19 protein-coding genes are annotated in these 19687 nt (G+C 44.9%); 1 reads left to right on the top strand and 18 read right to left on the bottom strand.

From position 1 onward, the window contains the following. The first annotated feature begins 300 nt into the window (after window positions 1–300). A complete protein-coding gene (locus EBO34_RS04225; protein WP_122896685.1) occupies window positions 301–1173 on the top strand; it encodes a YitT family protein in 873 nt (290 codons plus the stop codon). A gap of 55 nt (window positions 1174–1228) precedes the next feature. On the opposite strand, the gene EBO34_RS04220 is transcribed toward EBO34_RS04225, so the two are convergent. The 18 genes from EBO34_RS04220 to EBO34_RS04135 form a co-directional block, all read right to left on the bottom strand. Next, entirely contained in the window at window positions 1229–1918 is a 690-nt protein-coding gene (locus EBO34_RS04220) for a zinc metallopeptidase (RefSeq protein ID WP_429699415.1), read from the bottom strand. A gap of 112 nt (window positions 1919–2030) precedes the next feature. After that, window positions 2031–2840 carry a sporulation protein YpjB gene (locus EBO34_RS04215; RefSeq protein ID WP_122896684.1) on the bottom strand — a complete coding sequence of 270 codons (810 nt, stop codon included), beginning with the start codon at window positions 2838–2840 and terminating at the stop codon, window positions 2031–2033. A 56-nt stretch (window positions 2841–2896) separates the two neighbouring features. Then, window positions 2897–3493 carry a lipoprotein heptaprenylglyceryl N-acetyltransferase LhaT gene (gene lhaT / locus EBO34_RS04210; protein WP_122896683.1) on the bottom strand — a complete coding sequence of 199 codons (597 nt, stop codon included), beginning with the start codon at window positions 3491–3493 and terminating at the stop codon, window positions 2897–2899. A gap of 120 nt (window positions 3494–3613) precedes the next feature. Then, window positions 3614–4390, bottom strand: coding sequence for a menaquinol-cytochrome c reductase cytochrome b/c subunit (locus EBO34_RS04205; protein WP_122896682.1), 777 nt, complete (start codon window positions 4388–4390; stop codon window positions 3614–3616). 33 nt (window positions 4391–4423) lie between these two features. Beyond that, window positions 4424–5095, bottom strand: coding sequence for a menaquinol-cytochrome c reductase cytochrome b subunit (gene qcrB / locus EBO34_RS04200; RefSeq protein WP_122896681.1), 672 nt, complete (start codon window positions 5093–5095; stop codon window positions 4424–4426). A gap of 19 nt (window positions 5096–5114) precedes the next feature. Further along, window positions 5115–5612, bottom strand: a complete 498-nt coding sequence (locus EBO34_RS04195; protein WP_122896680.1) for a QcrA and Rieske domain-containing protein — start codon at window positions 5610–5612, stop codon at window positions 5115–5117. A gap of 121 nt (window positions 5613–5733) precedes the next feature. Beyond that, the gene (locus EBO34_RS04190) at window positions 5734–6213 is read right to left on the bottom strand and encodes a YpiF family protein (protein WP_122896679.1); all 480 of its coding nucleotides are present in this window, start codon (window positions 6211–6213) and stop codon (window positions 5734–5736) included. 196 nt (window positions 6214–6409) lie between these two features. After that, window positions 6410–6961, bottom strand: coding sequence for a ReoY family proteolytic degradation factor (locus EBO34_RS04185; RefSeq protein WP_122896678.1), 552 nt, complete (start codon window positions 6959–6961; stop codon window positions 6410–6412). A 250-nt stretch (window positions 6962–7211) separates the two neighbouring features. After that, the gene (locus EBO34_RS04180) at window positions 7212–8261 is read right to left on the bottom strand and encodes a hypothetical protein (RefSeq protein WP_122896677.1); all 1050 of its coding nucleotides are present in this window, start codon (window positions 8259–8261) and stop codon (window positions 7212–7214) included. Between the two features lie 54 nt (window positions 8262–8315). Continuing rightward, window positions 8316–9590, bottom strand: a complete 1275-nt coding sequence (locus EBO34_RS04175) for a tetratricopeptide repeat protein (protein WP_122898520.1) — start codon at window positions 9588–9590, stop codon at window positions 8316–8318. A gap of 433 nt (window positions 9591–10023) precedes the next feature. Beyond that, window positions 10024–11316, bottom strand: a complete 1293-nt coding sequence (gene aroA, locus EBO34_RS04170) for a 3-phosphoshikimate 1-carboxyvinyltransferase (protein WP_122896676.1) — start codon at window positions 11314–11316, stop codon at window positions 10024–10026. A gap of 14 nt (window positions 11317–11330) precedes the next feature. Next, entirely contained in the window at window positions 11331–12434 is a 1104-nt protein-coding gene (locus EBO34_RS04165) for a prephenate dehydrogenase (protein ID WP_122896675.1), read from the bottom strand. A 19-nt stretch (window positions 12435–12453) separates the two neighbouring features. Next, window positions 12454–13542, bottom strand: coding sequence for a histidinol-phosphate transaminase (gene hisC / locus EBO34_RS04160; protein ID WP_122896674.1), 1089 nt, complete (start codon window positions 13540–13542; stop codon window positions 12454–12456). A gap of 39 nt (window positions 13543–13581) precedes the next feature. After that, window positions 13582–14376: a tryptophan synthase subunit alpha gene (trpA, locus tag EBO34_RS04155; RefSeq protein WP_122896673.1), complete on the bottom strand. Its 795-nt coding sequence runs from the start codon at window positions 14374–14376 to the stop codon at window positions 13582–13584. Beyond that, window positions 14360–16201, bottom strand: coding sequence for a tryptophan synthase subunit beta (trpB, locus tag EBO34_RS04150; RefSeq protein ID WP_249413996.1), 1842 nt, complete (start codon window positions 16199–16201; stop codon window positions 14360–14362). Before trpB ends, trpA begins: the two co-directional genes overlap by 17 nt. Beyond that, window positions 16191–16964, bottom strand: coding sequence for an indole-3-glycerol phosphate synthase TrpC (gene trpC / locus EBO34_RS04145; protein ID WP_249413995.1), 774 nt, complete (start codon window positions 16962–16964; stop codon window positions 16191–16193). Before trpC ends, trpB begins: the two co-directional genes overlap by 11 nt. Then, a complete protein-coding gene (gene trpD / locus EBO34_RS04140; protein WP_122896671.1) occupies window positions 16961–17980 on the bottom strand; it encodes an anthranilate phosphoribosyltransferase in 1020 nt (339 codons plus the stop codon). Before trpD ends, trpC begins: the two co-directional genes overlap by 4 nt. Next, on the bottom strand, window positions 17977–19473 hold the full coding sequence (locus EBO34_RS04135) for an anthranilate synthase component I family protein (protein WP_122896670.1): 1497 nt from the start codon (window positions 19471–19473) through the stop codon (window positions 17977–17979). The genes trpD and EBO34_RS04135 overlap by 4 nt, the downstream gene beginning before the upstream one ends. Window positions 19474–19687 lie beyond the last annotated feature (214 nt).

The following is a 19687-nucleotide window of genomic DNA, read 5'->3' as shown; positions in this document are numbered from 1 at the left end:
ATTGGAGAAGCGCCTCCAAAAAGGTAACGAAATGAGCAAAAATCAACAATCAAGTTTAACAGAGGCCCATTCTAATTTATACACACCATGGCGCATGAAAAAGGCATGCGGTATTTTTTCCGACAGGTTATTCTTACCTTCTGATTAATCAGCGAATTGTGCGGAGTCCAACGAAGCTGAGGTAATTAGAAAGTCTCATAATTTGCATTTTCCAGATAGCAGAAAAAGGAGTATGTTAAGCTTTATAATTCAACAATGATCTTTAACTAAGCAATCTGAACGATTTGGAGGAACAGCCATATGATTCAAGCAATAAAAGCTAAAAATATCCTAGCGATCCTTTTTGGTACAGCAATTATGAGCTTCGGACTCGTTTATTTTAACATGCAGAACAACCTTGCTGATGGGGGTTTTACAGGAATTACACTGATTCTGTTTTTCATGTTCTCAATTGACCCTGCACTCTCCAACCTTGCATTAAACATTCCGCTGTTTATTATCGGATGGAAGATCCTCGGCCGGAATGCCTTTATCTATACCCTTATCGGGACTGTCGGGGTTTCTGTTTTCTTGTACATCTTTCAGCGCTATACACACTTTTACTTTCCTCTGGATGATGATATGACGCTTGCGGCTCTGTTTGCCGGGGTCTTTATCGGAGTGGGGCTCGGAATTGTGTTCAGATATGGCGGAACAACCGGCGGCGTCGATATTATTGCAAGGCTTGGCTTTAAATATTTAGGCTGGAGCATGGGTAAAACGATGTTTATTTTTGACGCTGTTGTTATTACTGGCTCACTTATTTACTTAAACTACCGCGAAGCAATGTACACCCTTTTGGCCGTCTTTGTGGCAGCCAAGGTGATTGACTTTATGCAGCAGGGGGCCTATTCAGGTAAAGCAGCTATGATTATTTCGGAAAAAGCACCGGAAATTTCAGCCCAGATCATGCTGGAAATGGACCGGGGGGCTACCCTTCTTAAAGGAAAAGGGAGCTTTACTGGCACAGACAAGGAAGTTCTCTACTGTGTTGTAGGCCGAAACGAAATGGTAAGACTGAAAACACTCATTGATAAAGTCGATCCCCATGCTTTCGTTACGCTTACAGATGTGCAGGATGTAATGGGAGAAGGGTTTACACTTGATGAAAACAAACGCCCTTTGGGGATTTAAGATCCTGCACGCAGAAAACCTCCCACCCGGTATTGGGTGGGAGGTTTTCTTTGCCTTATTCGTCTCTCATAACGAAATACATTAAAATAAACCGCACAAGTTCCAGCACAGCTACAACAGCACCTGCTACATACGTAAGTGCCGCCGCATTTAAAACCTTTTTTGTCTGTTTCTCTTCATCATTGCGAATAACACCTACAGAAATCACCTGGTCCATTGCCCGGCTGGAAGCGTTAAATTCCACAGGCAGTGTAACGAGCTGGAACAATACTGCAAAACTCATAAGAACAATACCTGCAAGAAGAAGGTTTGTCTGAGTTAGCAGCATACCGGCCAAAATGAGGAAGAATGAAAAGTTCTGTCCAAGATTGGCTACCGGCACGAGCGCATGACGGAAGCGGAGAAATGCATAATCTTCTGCATCCTGGATAGCATGTCCCACCTCGTGGGCAGCGACTGCGGCACCCGCTACAGAGTTTCCGTAATAATTACTTTCAGACAGACGGACCGTCTTTGACCGCGGATCGTAGTGGTCGGTCAGCTTTCCTTTTACAGGCTCCACTGTTACATCATAAATGCCGTTATCATTTAAAATCTTTTTTGCAACCTCAGCGCCGCTCATACCTGAAGAGGCAGGCACCTGAGAGTATTTTTTAAATGCACTCTTGACCCGCATCTGCGCCCATAACGGGACGAGAAGCAGGATGGCAAAGTAAATAAGAAATGCTCCCATACTTCCAAACATAGTCGATTCCCTCCGTTTTTCATCACTCTTTACTTATTATCAATTTTAGTCAAACTTGTTTTTACTGTCAATGAACATGCATTACAGTTCCCCGTGCGTAAAAAGAAGGGCGTTATTCCCTTCTTCTTACCTTTCTTTCTTCCCGCTGGCCTTCATACTTCTTCCACCCGGCATAGGTGAGAGCAAAAACAATAGCCCCGCCGATCGTGAGTATCACCCAGATTAAAGAAGGGTCCGATGTACTTTCATCCACATCGCCATAAATCATATCCAGATCACTTAACATGACAGACAGTGTGCTGAGAAGGTTTGAAGCTGCCAAGGGTTCATGACGGTGTCGTTCTGCATAAACGACCTGTGAATCAAAACGCTGATACACATGAGGCTCAAGTGCTGCCTGCCACGCAGGCCTCACCACTTCATATCCTTTTAAAAATCTGTTGAGCTGCTTTTGATAAGTCGTCCAGTCTTCGTTTTCAAACGCTTCTGCCATTCCTGTAAGGGGAGATTCGAGGGATTCCTTTGTATTTTTCCATAGGTGATGCTCACTCGAGTCATACACATCAACGAGAAGCCGGAAAGAAGAAACCGCCCTTACTCTGTCCTCATGACTCATACTCATACTGGTTGATGCCTGCTCTGCACTTTCATATGTTGAGACAATTACCCTCAGGTCATTCATTGAAAGGTTAAAATCAGAAGAACGTACAGTCAGGAACTGCTTTGAAAAGTGATTTAAAAGCTGCTTCGCTTCTTCATACCGCTGTTCCTTAACGTATTGAAGGATTGTATCACTCGTTTTATTTAATTCACGCCACAGTTCCCTGTCTTCCTGATCTATACCGGAGTCTGCATGCACAGCATACGGAAGTAGACATAATAATATTACTGACAACAAAATTATGATTTTTCTTACATTCATGCCTGTCCCTCCTCTTTTACCTAATTCATCCTATGAGGAGGGACAGCCTGGTAGACCTAAAATCCAAGAGTTCTCTTCTGCTGAATCTTATTCAGCATATAGACGACCAAAAGAGAGCTGATGCTGAGCCAGAACGTAAAATATGCAATCTCCTGGTAATATGGAAGAATCAGTCTGGAGACATACGGATGCATGCCGTATATGTAATCAATAACATCATTGTGAAGCGTCCATACAGCAACCAAAGCGAGATGCCAACCTTTTATTCTGTAGTACGGAGCATATAAAAGACCCTGAACCGCCATTCCTAAATGAGAACCAATCAGCATGTAATGATCCCACCGGAGCGGAGACCCTTCCAACGCTGCCCATACAATCATGACTACAGCCCATATGCCATATTTAAACAACGTTACAGCCGCAAGAGCTTCTACAAGAGGGATATTCTTTCTGAATAAAAAAGCGGTCAGAACAATGACAAAGAAAAGACTTGCTGTCGGGCTGTCTGGCACAAAGATAAGAAAAACCGCCGGTGTGGCTGCCAGCTGCGACTCGTACCATATGTATCCATAGATCGTTCCCGGTATATTTATGACAAGTAACAGAATAATTGCCCACTTTTGTCCAAGAAGGTTATACCCTTTATCAATCATACTCTTCCCTCCTGTCTTTCGGATCTCTTTTCCAGTATACCTGTAAAGAGTAATACAGATAAGTAATTACTGACAATATAAGAAAAGCTGACTGAATTACCTCAGTCAGCTTCGTAATATTTATTCCGGATCCTGTCCGTCGTTGGCAATCCATTCAGCCAGGATTTCAAGCTCTTCATCAGAACCCTCGAACTGGTCTCCAGGCATTTCACCCTGACCGTTTCGAATAATCTCTGCGTAATCTTCTGCCTCGTAATCATTCTCGAAGATGTTCGGACCAGCCGCTCCACCTTCACCCTGATCACCGTGGCAGCCGATACAGGCCTGCTGGCTCATGTAAATTTCATACCCTTCCGAACTTTCATCAATCTCAACATCTTCAACGATCGCACCCTGACGCGCTGCCGCTTCCCAGTCGTGCTGGTCAACAGATTCCCACGTAAGGAAGATAATTGAGATGATACCAAGCATCATCAGTCCGCTTGCAATTGGACGGCGGATCGGACGGCGTTCCACTCCATTATCAAGCCATGGGGCAAGAAGAAGCGCTCCAAAAGCAATACCAGGCATTACAACGGCTCCGATTACCGTATAGGCACCGGCAGCAAACTCATACTTCAGTAACTGATACAAAAACAGGAAGTACCAGTCAGGCAGTGGTATGTAGCCTGAATCGTTAGGATCTGCCACACGCTCCAACGGTGATGGATGCGCAATTGTCAAACATAGATAACCAATCAGGAAGACTGCCCCGACCATCCACTCACGTAGAAGGAAGTTAGGCCAGAATGCTTCCGTTTTATGCGGATACTCTGAATAGTCTTTTGGAATATTCGGCATCCTTGTAGCCGGGACACGAGAGTCGCCGACAAACTTCATACCTTTCCCGCGATGCATAGATTTCCCTCCTTTTCTGCGTCAAACCGGATCCTACAATGGACCGGAAATTCCTTGTTTACGGATCATAAAGAAGTGGGCTCCAAGAAGTCCAAGAAGCGCACCCGGCAAGAAGAACACGTGGATCGCAAAGAATCGTGTAAGCGTCTGTGCTCCAATAATCTCGCCACCTGCAAGCAGTGTTTTAGCGAACGTACCGACAACCGGAACGGCTTCGGCAATCTCAAGTCCTACAACTGTCGCAAAGTAAGCTTTCATATCCCAAGGCAATAGATAACCGGTAAACCCTAGACCAAGCATGACGAAGAAAATGAGAACTCCGACAACCCAGTTTAATTCCCGCGGTTTCTTATAGGAACCTGTAAAGAATACACGCAACGTATGTAGGAACATCATTACGATAACAAGACTGGCTCCCCAGTGGTGCATACCGCGGACAATAACACCGAAAGTGACTTCATTTTGTAAGTAATAGACCGATTCATAAGCATGAATAATGTCCGGCACATAGTACATTGTCAAAAACATACCGGATAGAATTTGAATTACGGTAACAAAGAACGTGAGTCCCCCGAAACAGTAAACAAATGCTGAGAAATGATGGGCAGGGTTAACGTGCTCAGGCACCTCGTGATCGGCTATGTCACGCCACATGGGGGTGATATCCAGCCGTTCATCTACCCAATCATAGATTTTTTGTAACATTTACTACGCCCCCTTCTTCCTAACGTTGCACTGTTCTTCCTAAATAAAGATCGCCATCCCGGACTTCCATTTCATACACATCCAACGGACGTGTTGGTGGCGTGTTAGGAACGTTCGTTCCGTCTTTTTCAAATCGGCCGAAGTGACATGGGCAATAGAATTGCTCAGGATAATCTTCATTACCTTCCCAGTTCACTGTACAGCCTAAGTGAGTGCAAACAGGTGAAAGAGCTATAATTTCATCGCCTTCTCTGTAGACCCAAGCCACTCGGTCAACATCAGACGTATACCAGGCATCTTCCTGCTCAATTGTAAAGTTAAAACGTGTTGGTTCGTCAGTCAGTTCATCAACTGACGCTACCCGTACAAAGTCAGTATCTCCGCCTGCCTGTAATGCAGGGTCCAAAGCAAAGCGAGCCATTGGCATAAGCATACCTGCTGCCATGAAACCGCCTACACCTGTCAGTGTATACGTCAAAAATTGACGCCTCGACACTTTGTGTTCTTTTTCACTCACGACTTTCCCTCCTCGCTCCTATGATCTCTAAAGCTGCCATTTAAACACACAAATATCATACTAAGACATTATTATGATAGCGTAAAAATTCATTAAAAGTCAACAGAATCAGACAATGTGTTCAGGAATTTCTTTCTTTCGGTCCGGACTGCCACTTATCTGTAATAAGGGGTAAAATCTGTTTCATCTGCTGTGAGATCATTTCTCTGGCATATGCCGGGTCCACGTTTTCCAAGGGAAGTGCCGGGATCCATATCAATTGATCCGGCAGATTTCCTTCTACCCGCTTCCAGTCTCCGTCTGAAGTTACATAAACAATATGTTTAAAACCATTGTCGAAAAAGTGACGATCCCATTCCTGTAACCGGGATGTGCGGCTCTCATCGGATTCTTCTGTCAGATATGTAAAAGGAGGCAGTTGAAAAAGTCTTCCCTTAAACTGCTTTTCTATTTCATCAATCAGGATGGAAGAAAACTCCCCTTTTGAGACAGTTCCCTTGATGTCCTTTTCCCAGTTTAAAGGTACAAGAGGAATAATCGCTGTATCCACATATTCCTTGGCATTCATATACATGTCCAGGTCATTAGTTACCCATTTCACAATTAAGCACTCCTTACATATTCAGCTTTTGTTTTTATCGGCATTCTTATTCTTTGAAACCTGCCGGCTCACTTGATTTTAACATAAAGATTGTATAAAAGGGTAACGTCCTCTTAATCAGACAGCTTTCTTAATTATGCCAGGAAGAGACATGCAGAGAATAGACATTCAGAAGTGCCGGAGCAAAAAAAAACCCTTAAACGTTAAGGGCTTTTAATTGCTTATATTCTTCTGCAAGATCATTGAACCGTTTTTTGTCCCCTTTACAGAGAGCTTGGTCAATTTCTTTTTGAATGGATTTAATCCGCTCATTTCTAATCGACTTCTCCAAAACCATTTCCGCCATGAGCTGGTGAATATTCGTTTCTTCTTCATTTACAGGCAGGTACGGGTTTTCCTCAAGGACCGCTACATACTGCGGGGTCATCTGCTTGTCTTTAAAATTCAGCTGAATAAAGATATCTTCGTTTCTGTTTAGCCTGATGTCATGAAAGGACTTCTCTGCGTCCATCGTCACATGCTGGTTCTTGTGAAAAGCAAACGGCACACAATCCACATCATTTGTAGAAATCATGAGTGCTTTCGGACAGTAATCAGCTTGCTCGACAAAATGGACACGCTCCATTAATATGTCATCACTCATCAGGAAGTTAAGCAACCAGGCACATTCGCGGCGTTTCAACTGGTATTGATCGAGAAACCACTTTAAAAAATCGCGTTTCTCCATGACCGGAACAGTATTGTTCATCTTCACCCCTCCTCAATCATGAATTGCATTTGAAAATCCGGAGCTCCTTAAAATGTAACCGCTTCTTTATATATGTTTATATTCTTTAAAAACATCAAAAATCCTTTTTAAAATGATATTTTAATAAAAGTTTTTTTGCGGTAACCAGTCAAAGGACCAAAAATCTGTTGTTCAATGCGATTCACGTTGGACAGGGGACCTAGCCGTCGCCAATATGTTATATCAAAATAGATTTCAGCTTCAGTTTCGGTTAAAGAAGACTTGAAAAAAACCGATTCCCGTGCAGATGTGAAGAAGAAAGGGAATAGTAGGTTTCACTGCCAAATGTTTTTTCGCACAAGTAACCAAGGTGCACGAGCATGGGCAGGATTCGTTTTTTTATCACTGCTGATCTGTCGTCATAATAATAGTCATCTGTAAATGGGTACAGCAGGGAAACAACCGTTTCTTTCTCCAGTGCCAGGTTGTCTTTCCCGAGAACGGTGGCAAGTATTTTAATCAGGACAGGAAGCTGCGGGAGCGCCCTGCGGTACTCTTTTACATAAGTCAGCATAAACCGCTGCATCAACCGGGATACACTCATCTCCTCAGCTTCTTCCCATTTCGTTGTTACAACGAGCCTCTCTTCTTCCTGAATCCAGCCTTCATTATGGGCGAGATCATAAATAAGAGAAAAACGGTCCGGGTAATAATTAAAATGACGGCCATATCCAAAACGCCATTTTTCATTTGGTATGTCTTCTTGGTATTCCAGCTTTCTCAAAAGACTTCCAAGCTGTGATTTTCCTATCGTTTTCTGTTGTGTCAGAGGATAGGCTTTTACCTTTACTTCATCTATGAATGTGTACAGATCTGTGAGGAGTGTGTGTCTGTCAGGTTTTTGAGCGGGAACTGTCACAGTCTCCATGCTTACACTTTGTTTCAGGAAATTTCCTGCGATCTTTTTTAATTCGTCCGGCATAATCCACCTTTCCATTGGGAGGGGGAACAGCCACCCCTCTTTTTCCAATACAGGCAGTGCATGATGAACATGTTCACGTTCACTCTTTGTTACGAGGCCTGCCAATTCATGTGAAGCCCACTCTGCAGTGGCACTCATACTTACAAAAATAACGAGTTGTCTTTCACACCGTTGCAGGTTCTTAATGGACGCAGTCCGGTCATTAATATCTGTGAGCCTGCGAATTACTTTTTCGATGCACCGCTGTTTCGACCGCTCTGTTTCTCCATTATCATGGTGGTGAAGAATCCGGGCTAACGACTGCTGAGGCAGTTGGAGCAATAGTTCCATCACGTTCATTTTAAAAAACCCCTTTCTCACTCTACTTCTCAGTATGTGAAAAAGGGGAAACGACTATAAGCGCTCTTCTGTTAACTGTTCAATTCTTTCTTGTATATCCGCACGTTCAGGTTCATATTCCACGATTTTTTTCAAAAGCTCAATCCCTTTTGACCGTTTACCGGCTTCAAGCATGGCAAATGCCGCTTCTTCTATAACCTCAGGGTCATTTTGATAGAAAACGAGCGCCTTTTCATATGCCTCTGCCGCCTCATTTACACGGTCGGTTTCATACAGGGCTTTTCCTTTGTACCGGTCAAAAAGCGGGTCTGTTTCCTGATAATCTTCAAGAAAAGAAATAAGCTCTGCCAGTTCTTCATAACTGTCGGTTTCATCATAATATAAAATGAGCTCTTTAACGGCCTCAATATTGGAAGGGTTAATTGCAATAACCTTCTGTAAAAAACTCCGTCCTTCTTCACCTAGTCCTTTTGAGAACTGAATCCGGGCTGCTTCAAGGTAGAGGGTTTCGTTAAATTCATCTCTTGACAGGCCTTCGTTAATCACATCAAGGGCTTTATCGGACCGGGACAGGTGCCTGTATGCCTTGGATAAGAAAGGATATAACGTTGTATAGGAAGGATCGAGCACTTTTAAACGTTCGAACTGCTCTGCAGCCAGCTCATAATCTTCTGTCTGAAGGGCTGTATAACCATAGCCGAACAATCCGTCCGGATCTATCTTTTTCTCAAGGCCTTTTTTATAGCTTGACAGTGCCTCTTCGAACTGCCCGGTAGCACTGTATGCTTCAGCCAGCCTCAGAGAAGGATTTATATGATCATCATCCGGCAGGTCATTGTCATGAATGGCCTTTTTATAATACGGGATACTTTTGTTATAGTCTCCCCGGTTAAGATAAAACTCTCCCAACCCGTAATGGAGAATGGGTTCATCAGCTGCTTTTTTTACAGCCTGAAGGAGCTTCTGCTCTGCGACCTCATCAAGGCCCTGGTTTTCATAAAGATCTGCCAGAAGGAGCTGGGACTGTGCAAATACCGGATCATCTTCATGGACTTCAAGAAGCATTTCCATTGCTTCATCTTCTTTTCCCGAATCGATATAACACTCTGCTGCAAAAGCGAACAGTTCCCCGTGATCCGGATATCTGAACATCAGTTCCTCGACTACATTTATGGCTCTGTCCACCAGGCCAAGTTCAAAATACAATTCCCCTATTGTTCGTTTCGTTTCATCATCGGCTGTTTCATATGCCTTCTGAACTTTTATCAGGCCTTCTTCATGCCGGCCGTTTTCAATCAGCTGTATTGCTTGTTCAAGTGTTTCATTCATACTATCACTCCCGCTCTCATACCAAAGGTCTTCTACCATTTTATCCGATGAGAGTAAGGTGTCAAACATATAAAATTAAATTCCTCCGGAGAGACCACTTTAGTGATAACAAATTTCGAAGTACTTACGTGCTCTTCGCTTTCCGTGGCGGTGCCGGCAAACCTGGAGAATTAAGCCTGCTTCTTTTGCTGTCAGCCAGTCTCTGAAGCATATGCGTCGAAGTAACTTCTCAAGCAAAAGCTCTGCGGTGCCTGGTCCCAGCTGACGCAGGAACCCCAGGTCAACCTGGGTTCATTCATATTTATAAAAAGTGTCGGCACCGCGGCTAAGATAGCTCAATCCTCCCTCGGTAAGGAGGTGCATGAAGCGGATGTCTTCACTTGGAACCTAACATAGCTGCATAAAAAGAAATCCGGCAGGGTCTTTTACATGTTTATTTTAAACGGTTCAGTTCCTCGAAAAATCCAGGGTAGGATACATCCACGGCCTGGGCGTCGTGAACAACTACTTCTTCTTTTGCGATGAGTCCGCAGAGAGCAAGACTCATACCAACACGGTGATCGTGATAGCTGGATACTTCCCCGCCAATTAACGGCGTTTTCCCATGGATGATCATGCCATCATCTGTAGCCTCGATGTCTGCACCGAGCTTTTTCAGTTGATTGACCATCGTATCGATTCGATTCGTTTCTTTAACTTTTAATTCTGCTGCGTCTTTAATAATCGTTGTTCCCTCTGCCTGAGTCGCAATAACGGCAATAGCAGGAATTTCATCAATGAGCCTCGGAATTAAAGCCCCTCCCACTTCAGTGCCTTTCAATTCGCTGCAGCATACCCTGATGTCCGCAACCGGTTCGCCTGTTTCTGTCCGCTCGTTAAAAACGGTAATATCAGCACCCATCTGCTCCAGGACATCAAGAATTCCCGTGCGGGTAGGGTTAACACCTACATTTTTAAGCTCGAGTGCGCTGTGCGGTGTTATAGCAGCTGCGGCTAAAAAGAAAGCAGCAGAGCTGATATCTCCAGGGATCTGCACATTACGGGCTTTAAGTACTGAACCGCCGGTGACTTCGGCAATACCATTTATCTGGTCCTGATAAACGTCTACACCAAAAGCGCTGAGCATCCGTTCTGTATGGTCTCTTGACACGCTTGGTTCTTTCACCCGGGTCGTACCTTTTGCATTAAGACCTGCCAGAAGAACTGCTGACTTCACCTGCGCACTGGCAACGGGGGAATCATACTCGATACCCGTAAGCTTGCTGCCTCGAATGGAGAGTGGCGTAAGGTTACCGTTCTCCCTTCCTTCGATTTTCGCACCCATTTGCCTTAAAGGAACTGTCACTCTGGACATGGGACGTTTAGCAATCGAATCATCACCCTCAAGCACGCTGTAAAACGCGGTTCCTGACAATAATCCGGACAAAAGCCGGATTGTAGTACCGGAGTTCCCTACATCAAGTACGCGTTCAGGCTCTTTTAACCCGGCAAATCCTTTCCCGTGAACAGTGATGGTGTCGTTAGTTTCCTCAATTTCAACACCCATCTGCTTCATGCATGAAATCGTACTCAGGCAGTCCTGCCCCTTTAAAAAGCCGCGAATGACGGATGTTCCCTCTGCAATGGACGCAAACAGGACGGAACGGTGGGATACAGACTTATCACCTGGGATGATTACCGTTCCGTTTATACCCTTCAATGCGCTGCTTATTTTTTCTTTAACCATAAGACGGCTCCTTTCTAAGGTGATTCATAGGCCTCGTACATATGCTTCGTGAGCTGCTCTTTCGCAAGGAGCTGATCGTTTTCCGACCTGAAGCTGAGTCTTAAAACACCCATAATGTCTTCTCTTGTTTCAAGTATCCGGATATTTGTTATACTGATTTGTTTTTTTGCCAATATGGCTGTGACGTCTGAAATGACACCAGGGTGATCCGGAACGTCAACATATAAATCGTAAAAAGAAGGAATTGCACCTTTTTTTCTCACCGGCAAGGCATCGCGCGATTGTTTTGCCACATCAAAAAACTCAAAGAGTCTCTCTGCATCCTCTTTTTCTATGTAGCCTTTTACTTTGTTCATTTCTTCCTGCCATTTATCAATCAAACCAAGAAGGACATCCCGGTTGGAAAGGAGAATATCGCGCCACATAACAGGAGATGAGGAAGCGATGCGGGTAATGTCCCTGAAGCCTCCTGCTGCAAGGTTGTTGAGAACAGGCTCTTTTTCCCCTTCTTCCTTCAACTGATGCACAAGCCCCGAGGCAACAATGTGGGGAAAGTGACTGACCATTCCCGCGAAGAAGTCATGATTGCCGGGTGTGAGCTGGATAAACCTGGCTTTCGTTCCTTTCAACCAGTTTTGCAGCTGGATAACAGCTCTGGCGTCAGTTTCTTTAACAGGAGTAATAATATAATACGCATTTTCAAACAGATGACTCTTTGCCGCTTCAACCCCCGACTTATGGGACCCTGCCATTGGATGTCCGCCGATAAAGTGGGCAGAAACGTGATCAAAGACGTGGGAAGCCTCGCAAATAGCTTTTTTTGTGCTTCCTACATCGGTAATGATTGCTTCTTCTTTCAAAGGAAGGGAGGAAAGCTCACGAAGAATCTCAATCGTTTCCTTTACCGGTGCAGCTACAATGATAAGGTCAGCATGCCGGGCCCCCTCCTCAATCGAAGGGGCGCTTTCATTTATAACGCCTAAGGATATCGCGGCTTTCATCACATTTTTGTTTAAATCATATCCGGTAACATGGGTATCCGGATGATCTTTTTTTACAGCGAGAGCGAGAGAGCCTCCGATAAGGCCCAAACCAATCACAAATAGCTGTTTACCCAAGGCTCACTTCTCCTTTAGTCTAGTTGTTTGAAACAAGCGTTCTAAGCTGTTCAATGATTTCTTCGTTTTGTTCTTTGGAACCGACGGTGATTCTCACAGAGGTCGGGAAGCCTAAAGCTTCACCGTTACGAACGATGTAGCCTGCTTTTAATAAGCGATCAAATGTAACAGAACCGGGAACTTTTAAATCAAGAAGGATGAAGTTACCCTGACTCGGATAACAGTGCAGTCCGTATTCTTCACAGAACTCCTCAAACATCCGGATTCCTTGCCGGTTCTTTTGTTTACAGTTCTCCAGGAACTCCTCATCATCGAGGGCATAAAAGGCTGCTGACTGAGCAATGGCGGATGTGTTAAACGGCTCTCTTGCAGGATCGAGAGATTGCATGAACCCTTCTTCCCCGACCCCGTATCCAATTCTGAGTGAAGCAAGTCCGTATGCTTTTGAAAATGTGCGGAGGATAATCAGATTCGGGTACTCTTTCAGTAACGGAACAGTCTCAGGGAAGTCATCCGCTGTGACATACTCTTTGTAGGCTTCATCACTGACGACTACAACGTCTTTTGGGACACTCTTTAAAAAGCTTAGAAAAGATTGTTCCCCGATCGAGTTTCCGGTCGGATTATTCGGGTTACAGACAAATACGATCTTTGTATTTTCATCGATCGCTTTTTCCATTGCATTCAGATCATGCTCGCCATTAACGAGGGGAACTTCTTTTACTTCTGCACCTTCAATAACGGCATTGTGCCGGTATTGAGGAAAAGTAGGGGTTGCTGTCACAATATTATCTCCTTTTGACAGAAGAGCCCGGCAAATGATAAGAATAACTTCGTCAGAGCCGTTACCAAACAAAAGCTGCTTTTCTCCAACACCTAAACGTCCGGCCACTTTCGTTCTCAGCTTCTGGGCATAGCCGTCTGGATACACAGCCACTTCACCGAGCACGTCCTCAATTGCCTTCTTGGCAAGAGGTGAGCACCCATATGGGTTTTCATTTGATGCCAGCTTAACCACTTTTTCAAGACCAAGCTCACGTTTAACTTCGTCTACGGGTTTTCCCGGCTGGTAAGGGGTTAACCCTTTTAACGTCTCTTTTACTTCCACTCTTATCACTCCATCCCATTATTCTATCTTTCTATGTTATTACGAAATGAGCTCTTCTACAAATCCTTTTAACTCACGGAGTGCTTTTTCTTTTTCAGGCCCTGTTAACTGGTCCTTTCTTTCATTGAGGAACCTTACGATAGCACTGCCCACCACAGCGCCATCGGCAATAGTATGAAACTTCTTTACGTGCTCTCTTTTTGAGATGCCAAATCCTACAGCCACAGGGGTATCAGTAACCTTTTTGACGTTTTCAACCAGTCCGGTCAGGTCAGATTCGAAGGAGTCTCTCGTTCCTGTAACTCCCAATGAAGATACGAGATACAAAAAACCTTCGCTTTGTCTGGCTATAGCTACTACTCTTTTTTTCGATGTTGGGGCAATAAGTGAGATAAGGGCAATGCCTTTCTCTTTAGTCAAAGACCGTAAAGAGCCGCTCTCTTCCATAGGAAGATCAGGAATGAGCAACCCGTCAATTCCAGCTTCTCCTAATTTGTTCACAAGGTCCTTTTCCCCCACCCGCAGGACGGGATTAACGTAAGTGAATAATACGACCGGGATCGTGAGTCCCCGATTCCTTGCCTCTTTTACCAATTCAATCGCCCTGATGATATTCATCCCTTTTTCCAGTGCACGATTGGCAGCTTGTTCGATAACCGGTCCGTCTGCCAGAGGGTCACTGTAGGGAACGCCCCACTCAATCACATCTGCTCCTGCTTCCTGAAGGGTAAGTGCCACATCAACAGTTGCTTCCGAAGAAGGATCTCCAGACATAATATAAGGAATAAACAAGTTCTTTTTCTCTTTGAATTTCAGATCAGTCAGCTGTGTCATGTGAACCCGTGCCCCCTTCTGCATAGGATTTAATCGTGTGAACATCTTTGTCTCCCCGCCCTGACAGGCAAACAAGTATCGTTTTATCAGGCCCCAGGACAGGTGCCTGCTTCACAACAGAGGCTAATGCGTGAGCCGACTCTATGGCAGGAAGAATCCCTTCCGTCTCGCTCAGCAGCTTAAGTGCACCCATTGCTTCTTTATCGGTGACAGCAACATAGCTGACCCGGCCCGTATCTTTATGATGCGCATGCTCCGGTCCGATTCCCGGATAGTCAAGACCTGCTGAAATGGAATAGGGCTCGGTAATGTTCCCGCCCTCGTCCTGGAGCAGATAGGAAAGAGAACCATGGAGAACCCCCCGCGTTCCTTTGGTAAGGGTAGCGGCATGGGCATTTGTTTCCGTCCCTTTTCCGGCCGCTTCCACCCCGGTGAGTGAAACAGAATCGTTAATAAATGGGTGAAACATACCGATAGCGTTGCTTCCTCCACCGACACAGGCGACAATTTCATCCGGAAGCCTTCCGGTATACTCCATCATCTGCTGTTTGCTTTCACGGCCGATCACGCTTTGAAAGTCTCTGACCATCATAGGATAAGGGTGAGGTCCTACAGCTGAACCGATCAGATAGTACGTGTCCTCAACATGGGTAACCCAGTGGCGGATCGCTTCGTTCGTGGCATCTTTTAATGTCTGGCTTCCGCTTGTGACTTCAATAACTTCAGCTCCGAGGAGTTCCATTCTGAACACATTCAGTTCCTGACGCCTCATGTCTTCTTTGCCCATGAATACTTTACAGGTAAGTCCAAACCGGGCAGCGGCAGTGGCAGTGGCAACTCCGTGCTGGCCCGCCCCGGTTTCAGCAATGATCTTTGTTTTCCCCATCCGTTTGGCAAGAAGTGCCTGGGCAATAGCGTTGTTAATTTTGTGTGCCCCGGTATGGTTTAAATCTTCCCTTTTCAGATAAACCTTCGCTCCTCCAAGCTTTTTCGTCAGATTTTCGGCAAATGTAAGAGCTGTCGGTCTTCCGCTGAACGTTTTCCACTCTTGATGAAGCGCCTCAAAAAATTCATCGTCATTTTTGATTTCACTGTATGCCTCTTCCAGTTCTTCAAGAGCATTCATTAACGTTTCAGGTACATATTTTCCGCCAAAGTCACCGAAGCGGCCGAATTCATCAGGAAATGTGTATGTGCCTTTAACCTGCGCTTCCATCTGTGCCATTTTATGTTCATCCTTTCTTCCGTTTGTCTCGATTCCGGAACTCACATCAACGCCCCCTGGTTTGTATTTAATAAGTTCGCGAACGTTTTCAGGTATCACTCCGCCTGCAATGAGACATTCCTTATGGTGCTTCTTTGCTTCTTTCATGTATCCGGGCACGGCCTGCCAGTCAAAGGATGTACCTGTGCCGCCCCAGGCTCCGGAAACCTTTGTATCGATAACGAACCCATCAGCAGCCTGTGCGTACGTGCTGATCAGTTTCTCTGCCCCTTCTTTGTGATGAATCGTTTTAAAGACGCGGACACCGGTTTTGTATTTGACTTCATCCAGGAGTTCCGGCGTTTCGGTTCCGTGACACTGCACAACATCAATCCCTGACTCCTGAACAGTTTTAATTATTTCCTCGGCAGAGGCGTTTACAAAGATGCCTGAGACCTTTTGACCCTTCCTGAACCGGGTACTGCCTATCCAGGATGCCACATCTTCAGCAGAAACACGACGCCTGCTTTTTGCAAAGATCACGCCTATATAATCGGCTTTTGACACTGCAGCAAGACTGAAATCTTCTTTATTTGTTACGCCGCAGAATTTAAGCTTCACCTTTTGCAGCTCCTTTAAACAAATCATTCAGTTTTTCTCTTTTATCAATGGCCAGCATTAATGATTCTCCGATGAGCATTCCCCTGGCGCCGTATGACAGTACCTGTGCTGCATCTTCACTCGTATGAATGCCGCTTTCACTGATCAACAGAGAACCATCCGGGACGGATGCAGCAACCTCTTTCGTCTTAATCAGGCTCGTTTCAAACGTCTTTAAATTTCGGTTGTTTATGCCAAGAAGGTCGGGTTCACATTCATTGATTACAGCTTCGAGTTCTTCTTTACTGTGCACCTCTACCAGAACATCCAGACCAAGAGATTTCGCATACCGGAAAAAGTGTCCGAGTGTTTCCGGCGTCAGAATCGCTGCAATCAATAATACAGCGTCAGCTCCAAGCTCCACTGATTCGTCAATCTGTTTTTTATCGATCAAAAAATCTTTTCGCAGTACAGGAAGACTGACGGCTTCTTTTATTCTTCTGATGTAAGCCGGATCCCCCTGGAAAAAGTCACGGTCTGTAAGAACAGAAAGAGCATCCGCTCCGGCTTCCTCATAGGACCTGGCAATGTCAACGGGATCAAACTGTTCGGTAAATACACCTTTTGATGGACTTGCCTTTTTCACCTCGGCAATGACTGCACCTTTTCTTTTCGGTTTTTTTAGAGCTTCAAGAAAGGAGCGGTCAGGCCTTCTTTGAACAGTAATGTGGCTCAACGCTTCCACTTCCTGTTTTTTTCTTTCAACAATTCTGTCCAGTATCATGCCATCGCACTCCTTTTCGGTTCATTCAGGCGGGTGAGCTGGGTAAAGCCATTTCCTCTGTTCAGATACGTTCTCGCCTGGTCAGTCCCTTCACGGATCGTTTCAGCGATGCCTGCTGTATAAAGAGCGGCACCTGCATTGAGTAAAACGATGTTTCTGGCACTTTCATTTCCAAGGCCTCTTAAAACATCGTAAATGATTTTTGCGCTGTCTTCTTTCGTGGATACCTGAATATCAGAGAGACAGCCTGACCGGACTCCTGCGTCTTCCGGTGTGATCGTGTACGTCGTGATCTTACCTTCATTTAATTCAGTAATCATACTCTCACCCGTAATTGTCAATTCGTCCAGACCGTCAGACCCGGTTACAAACAAGGCTTTTTCAACTCCGAGATTTTTTGCCGTTAAAGCCATTTGACGGGCGACTCTCTGATCATACACTCCGATCAGCTGTTGCTTCGTACCTGCAGGATTTGTAAGGGGGCCAAGGAGGTTAAAGATCGTTTTTACTCCGAGAGATTTCCTTGCTTTAGCAACATGTTTCATCGACGAATGATACACGGGGGCAAACATAAAGCATAAATTCAGAGCATCAAGCATTCCTTCTGCTTCCTCTTTTGTCGATTGCACGGGAACACCAAGTGCTTCTAATACATCAGCACTTCCGGTTTTCGACGAAACACTGCGGTTTCCGTGTTTGGCCACGGGAACCCCTGCTCCTGAAAGTAAAATAGCCACTGCTGTTGAAATATTGAATGTATTCGTTCCGTCTCCCCCGGTACCGCATGTATCAATGAGAGGGTGTTTACTGTGTTCAATTTTAATGCTTTTATCCCGCATCGCTCTTGCGAAACCGGTCATTTCTTCTACCGTTTCTCCTCTGTACCTGAGAATGGATAAAACAGCACTTACCTGTTCATCACTCATCTCACCTGTCATCATCATCGTCATTACGTCATACGCCTCTTCCTCGCTCAACGTTCTATGCTCAAAAATGCGTTCGATGTACTGTCTCATCTCTTCGTCTCCTCCCTTTGAAAGCTTTCCTTCGCTTGTTTGATCGCTGAAATCAGTGCACTTGCCTTATTGCGGGTTTCTTCCCATTCAAGCTCCGGTACGGAGTCATAAACAACGCCTGCACCCGCCTGAACATATGCTTTTTGCTCTTTTAAGCGTATGGTTCTGATCGCTATACACGAATCAATGGTTCCGTTAAAGCTCAGGTAGGCAACAGTTCCGGCGTAATTCCCTCTGAGGCTTGTTTCCAGCTCCTGAATAATTTCAGTTGCCCTGATTTTTGGAGCACCACTGACTGTACCCGCCGGATGTGCCCTTAAGACCGCTTCTACCGGGTGGACATCTTCACGGAGCGTTCCTTCCACTTTTGAAATCAGGTGCATCACTTTTGTAAAACGGGTAACGGTCATAAGCTCTTTTGTCACTATCGATCCGTACTTACAGACTCTTCCGAGATCGTTCCTGGCAAGATCGACGAGCATGAAATGTTCCGCTCTTTCTTTTTCGTCAGCCAGAAGTTCCGCTGCCAGCTGATCATCTTCTTTTTTCGTCGTTCCTCGTTTTCTCGTGCCGGCTATCGGATGAATATCGATGGTTTTATCACGTTCAATTTTTACAAGCCTCTCTGGTGAGCTCCCGATTAATTCTTCATTGAATGTACGGATGTAAAACATATAAGGCGAAGGGTTGAGTTTTCTTAAAACACGGTACAGCTCAATCCCTTCAAGTTCTGTATCCACTTCAAACCGTTGTGAAAGGACGACCTGAAACGCATCGCCGCTTTCAATGTATGCTTTAACCCGGTCCACATTTTTCAAAAAATCCTGTTTTGAAATATTGGATTTTACCCCTTCAAAAAGGGACTCTGTATCCCCTTGAGTATGATCAAACAGTCGCTTTTCAATATTTGACGATAAGGAGATTTTCTCAGTAACAGCTTTGATTTTTTTCACAGCTTCATCGTAGCTCTCATCTTTATCTGCACCTGCCTCCTGAAAGTGAATTACGCTTATTTCTTCTTTCTGATGGTGAAAGGCGAGTATCGTTCTGCAAAAAACAAAGGAAGCTACCGGTTCCTCTCCTCTTTTAATTTTTGTTTCATTCATACTCATGGCTTCAAAAGAAAACGAGCCTACTGCGCCTCCTGGAAACGGGAGATCAGGAAGACGGGGGGAAACATGGAGTTTCACCAGGGCATCGTCCCAGGCACTGATAAAGTCTTTGTAACGGGATTCGACCTGTCCTTTTTTGTCCCTGAGAAGAAACGCATTTTCCTTTTCTTCCAGATATAAAAACGGATCGAGACCGATAAAGGAGTATTCACTCCATAATGATAATGGATCGCGGCTTTCAAGAAGATAAGCTGCATCTTCATTAAACGTTTCAAACAATTGTATTGGGGTTATTGTGTCACACACAAAACGGGCAGTAACAGGAACTGTTTTATACTCATCTGCTTGTGAACGAAAGGATGGATTACTTGTTTCAATCATTTTTCTCACCTCTGGTCTGGTAAGCAGAATGATTGAAGCAAAGGGGGGAGTTCAAGAACGTATGTTCTGATTTGTATTTTAAAAACACCTGCCGGATTCCCAGCAGGTGGTGAGTGTTTAACGTACGCAAATAAACCTGTCCTTATGACAGTACGTTACCCTCTGCTCTCCTCTGCTCCAACTCATCTCTTCTCTGCTGTTTCTCTTCTGGTCT

This window comes from Alteribacter keqinensis (genome assembly GCF_003710255.1).
Classification (GTDB): domain Bacteria; phylum Bacillota; class Bacilli; order Bacillales; family Salisediminibacteriaceae; genus Alteribacter; species Alteribacter keqinensis.
The sequence above is the reverse complement of the archived record's forward strand: the minus strand, read 5'-3'. Positions and strand labels throughout refer to the sequence as shown.

What these genes read in the sequence shown, in the direction of transcription:
- EBO34_RS04225 (WP_122896685.1), top strand. Translation starts at nt 301, where the DNA reads ATGATTCAAGCAATAAAAGCTAAAAATATCCTAGCGATCCTTTTTGGT.
- EBO34_RS04220 (WP_429699415.1), bottom strand. Translation starts at nt 1,918, where the DNA reads ATGTTTGGAAGTATGGGAGCATTTCTTATTTACTTTGCCATCCTGCTT.
- EBO34_RS04215 (WP_122896684.1), bottom strand. Translation starts at nt 2,840, where the DNA reads ATGAATGTAAGAAAAATCATAATTTTGTTGTCAGTAATATTATTATGT.
- lhaT (WP_122896683.1), bottom strand. Translation starts at nt 3,493, where the DNA reads ATGATTGATAAAGGGTATAACCTTCTTGGACAAAAGTGGGCAATTATT.
- EBO34_RS04205 (WP_122896682.1), bottom strand. Translation starts at nt 4,390, where the DNA reads ATGCATCGCGGGAAAGGTATGAAGTTTGTCGGCGACTCTCGTGTCCCG.
- qcrB (WP_122896681.1), bottom strand. Translation starts at nt 5,095, where the DNA reads ATGTTACAAAAAATCTATGATTGGGTAGATGAACGGCTGGATATCACC.
- EBO34_RS04185 (WP_122896678.1), bottom strand. Translation starts at nt 6,961, where the DNA reads ATGAACAATACTGTTCCGGTCATGGAGAAACGCGATTTTTTAAAGTGG.
- EBO34_RS04180 (WP_122896677.1), bottom strand. Translation starts at nt 8,261, where the DNA reads ATGAACGTGATGGAACTATTGCTCCAACTGCCTCAGCAGTCGTTAGCC.
- EBO34_RS04175 (WP_122898520.1), bottom strand. Translation starts at nt 9,590, where the DNA reads ATGAATGAAACACTTGAACAAGCAATACAGCTGATTGAAAACGGCCGG.
- aroA (WP_122896676.1), bottom strand. Translation starts at nt 11,316, where the DNA reads ATGGTTAAAGAAAAAATAAGCAGCGCATTGAAGGGTATAAACGGAACG.
- trpA (WP_122896673.1), bottom strand. Translation starts at nt 14,376, where the DNA reads ATGACACAGCTGACTGATCTGAAATTCAAAGAGAAAAAGAACTTGTTT.
- trpC (WP_249413995.1), bottom strand. Translation starts at nt 16,964, where the DNA reads ATGATACTGGACAGAATTGTTGAAAGAAAAAAACAGGAAGTGGAAGCG.
- trpD (WP_122896671.1), bottom strand. Translation starts at nt 17,980, where the DNA reads ATGAGACAGTACATCGAACGCATTTTTGAGCATAGAACGTTGAGCGAG.
- EBO34_RS04135 (WP_122896670.1), bottom strand. Translation starts at nt 19,473, where the DNA reads ATGATTGAAACAAGTAATCCATCCTTTCGTTCACAAGCAGATGAGTAT.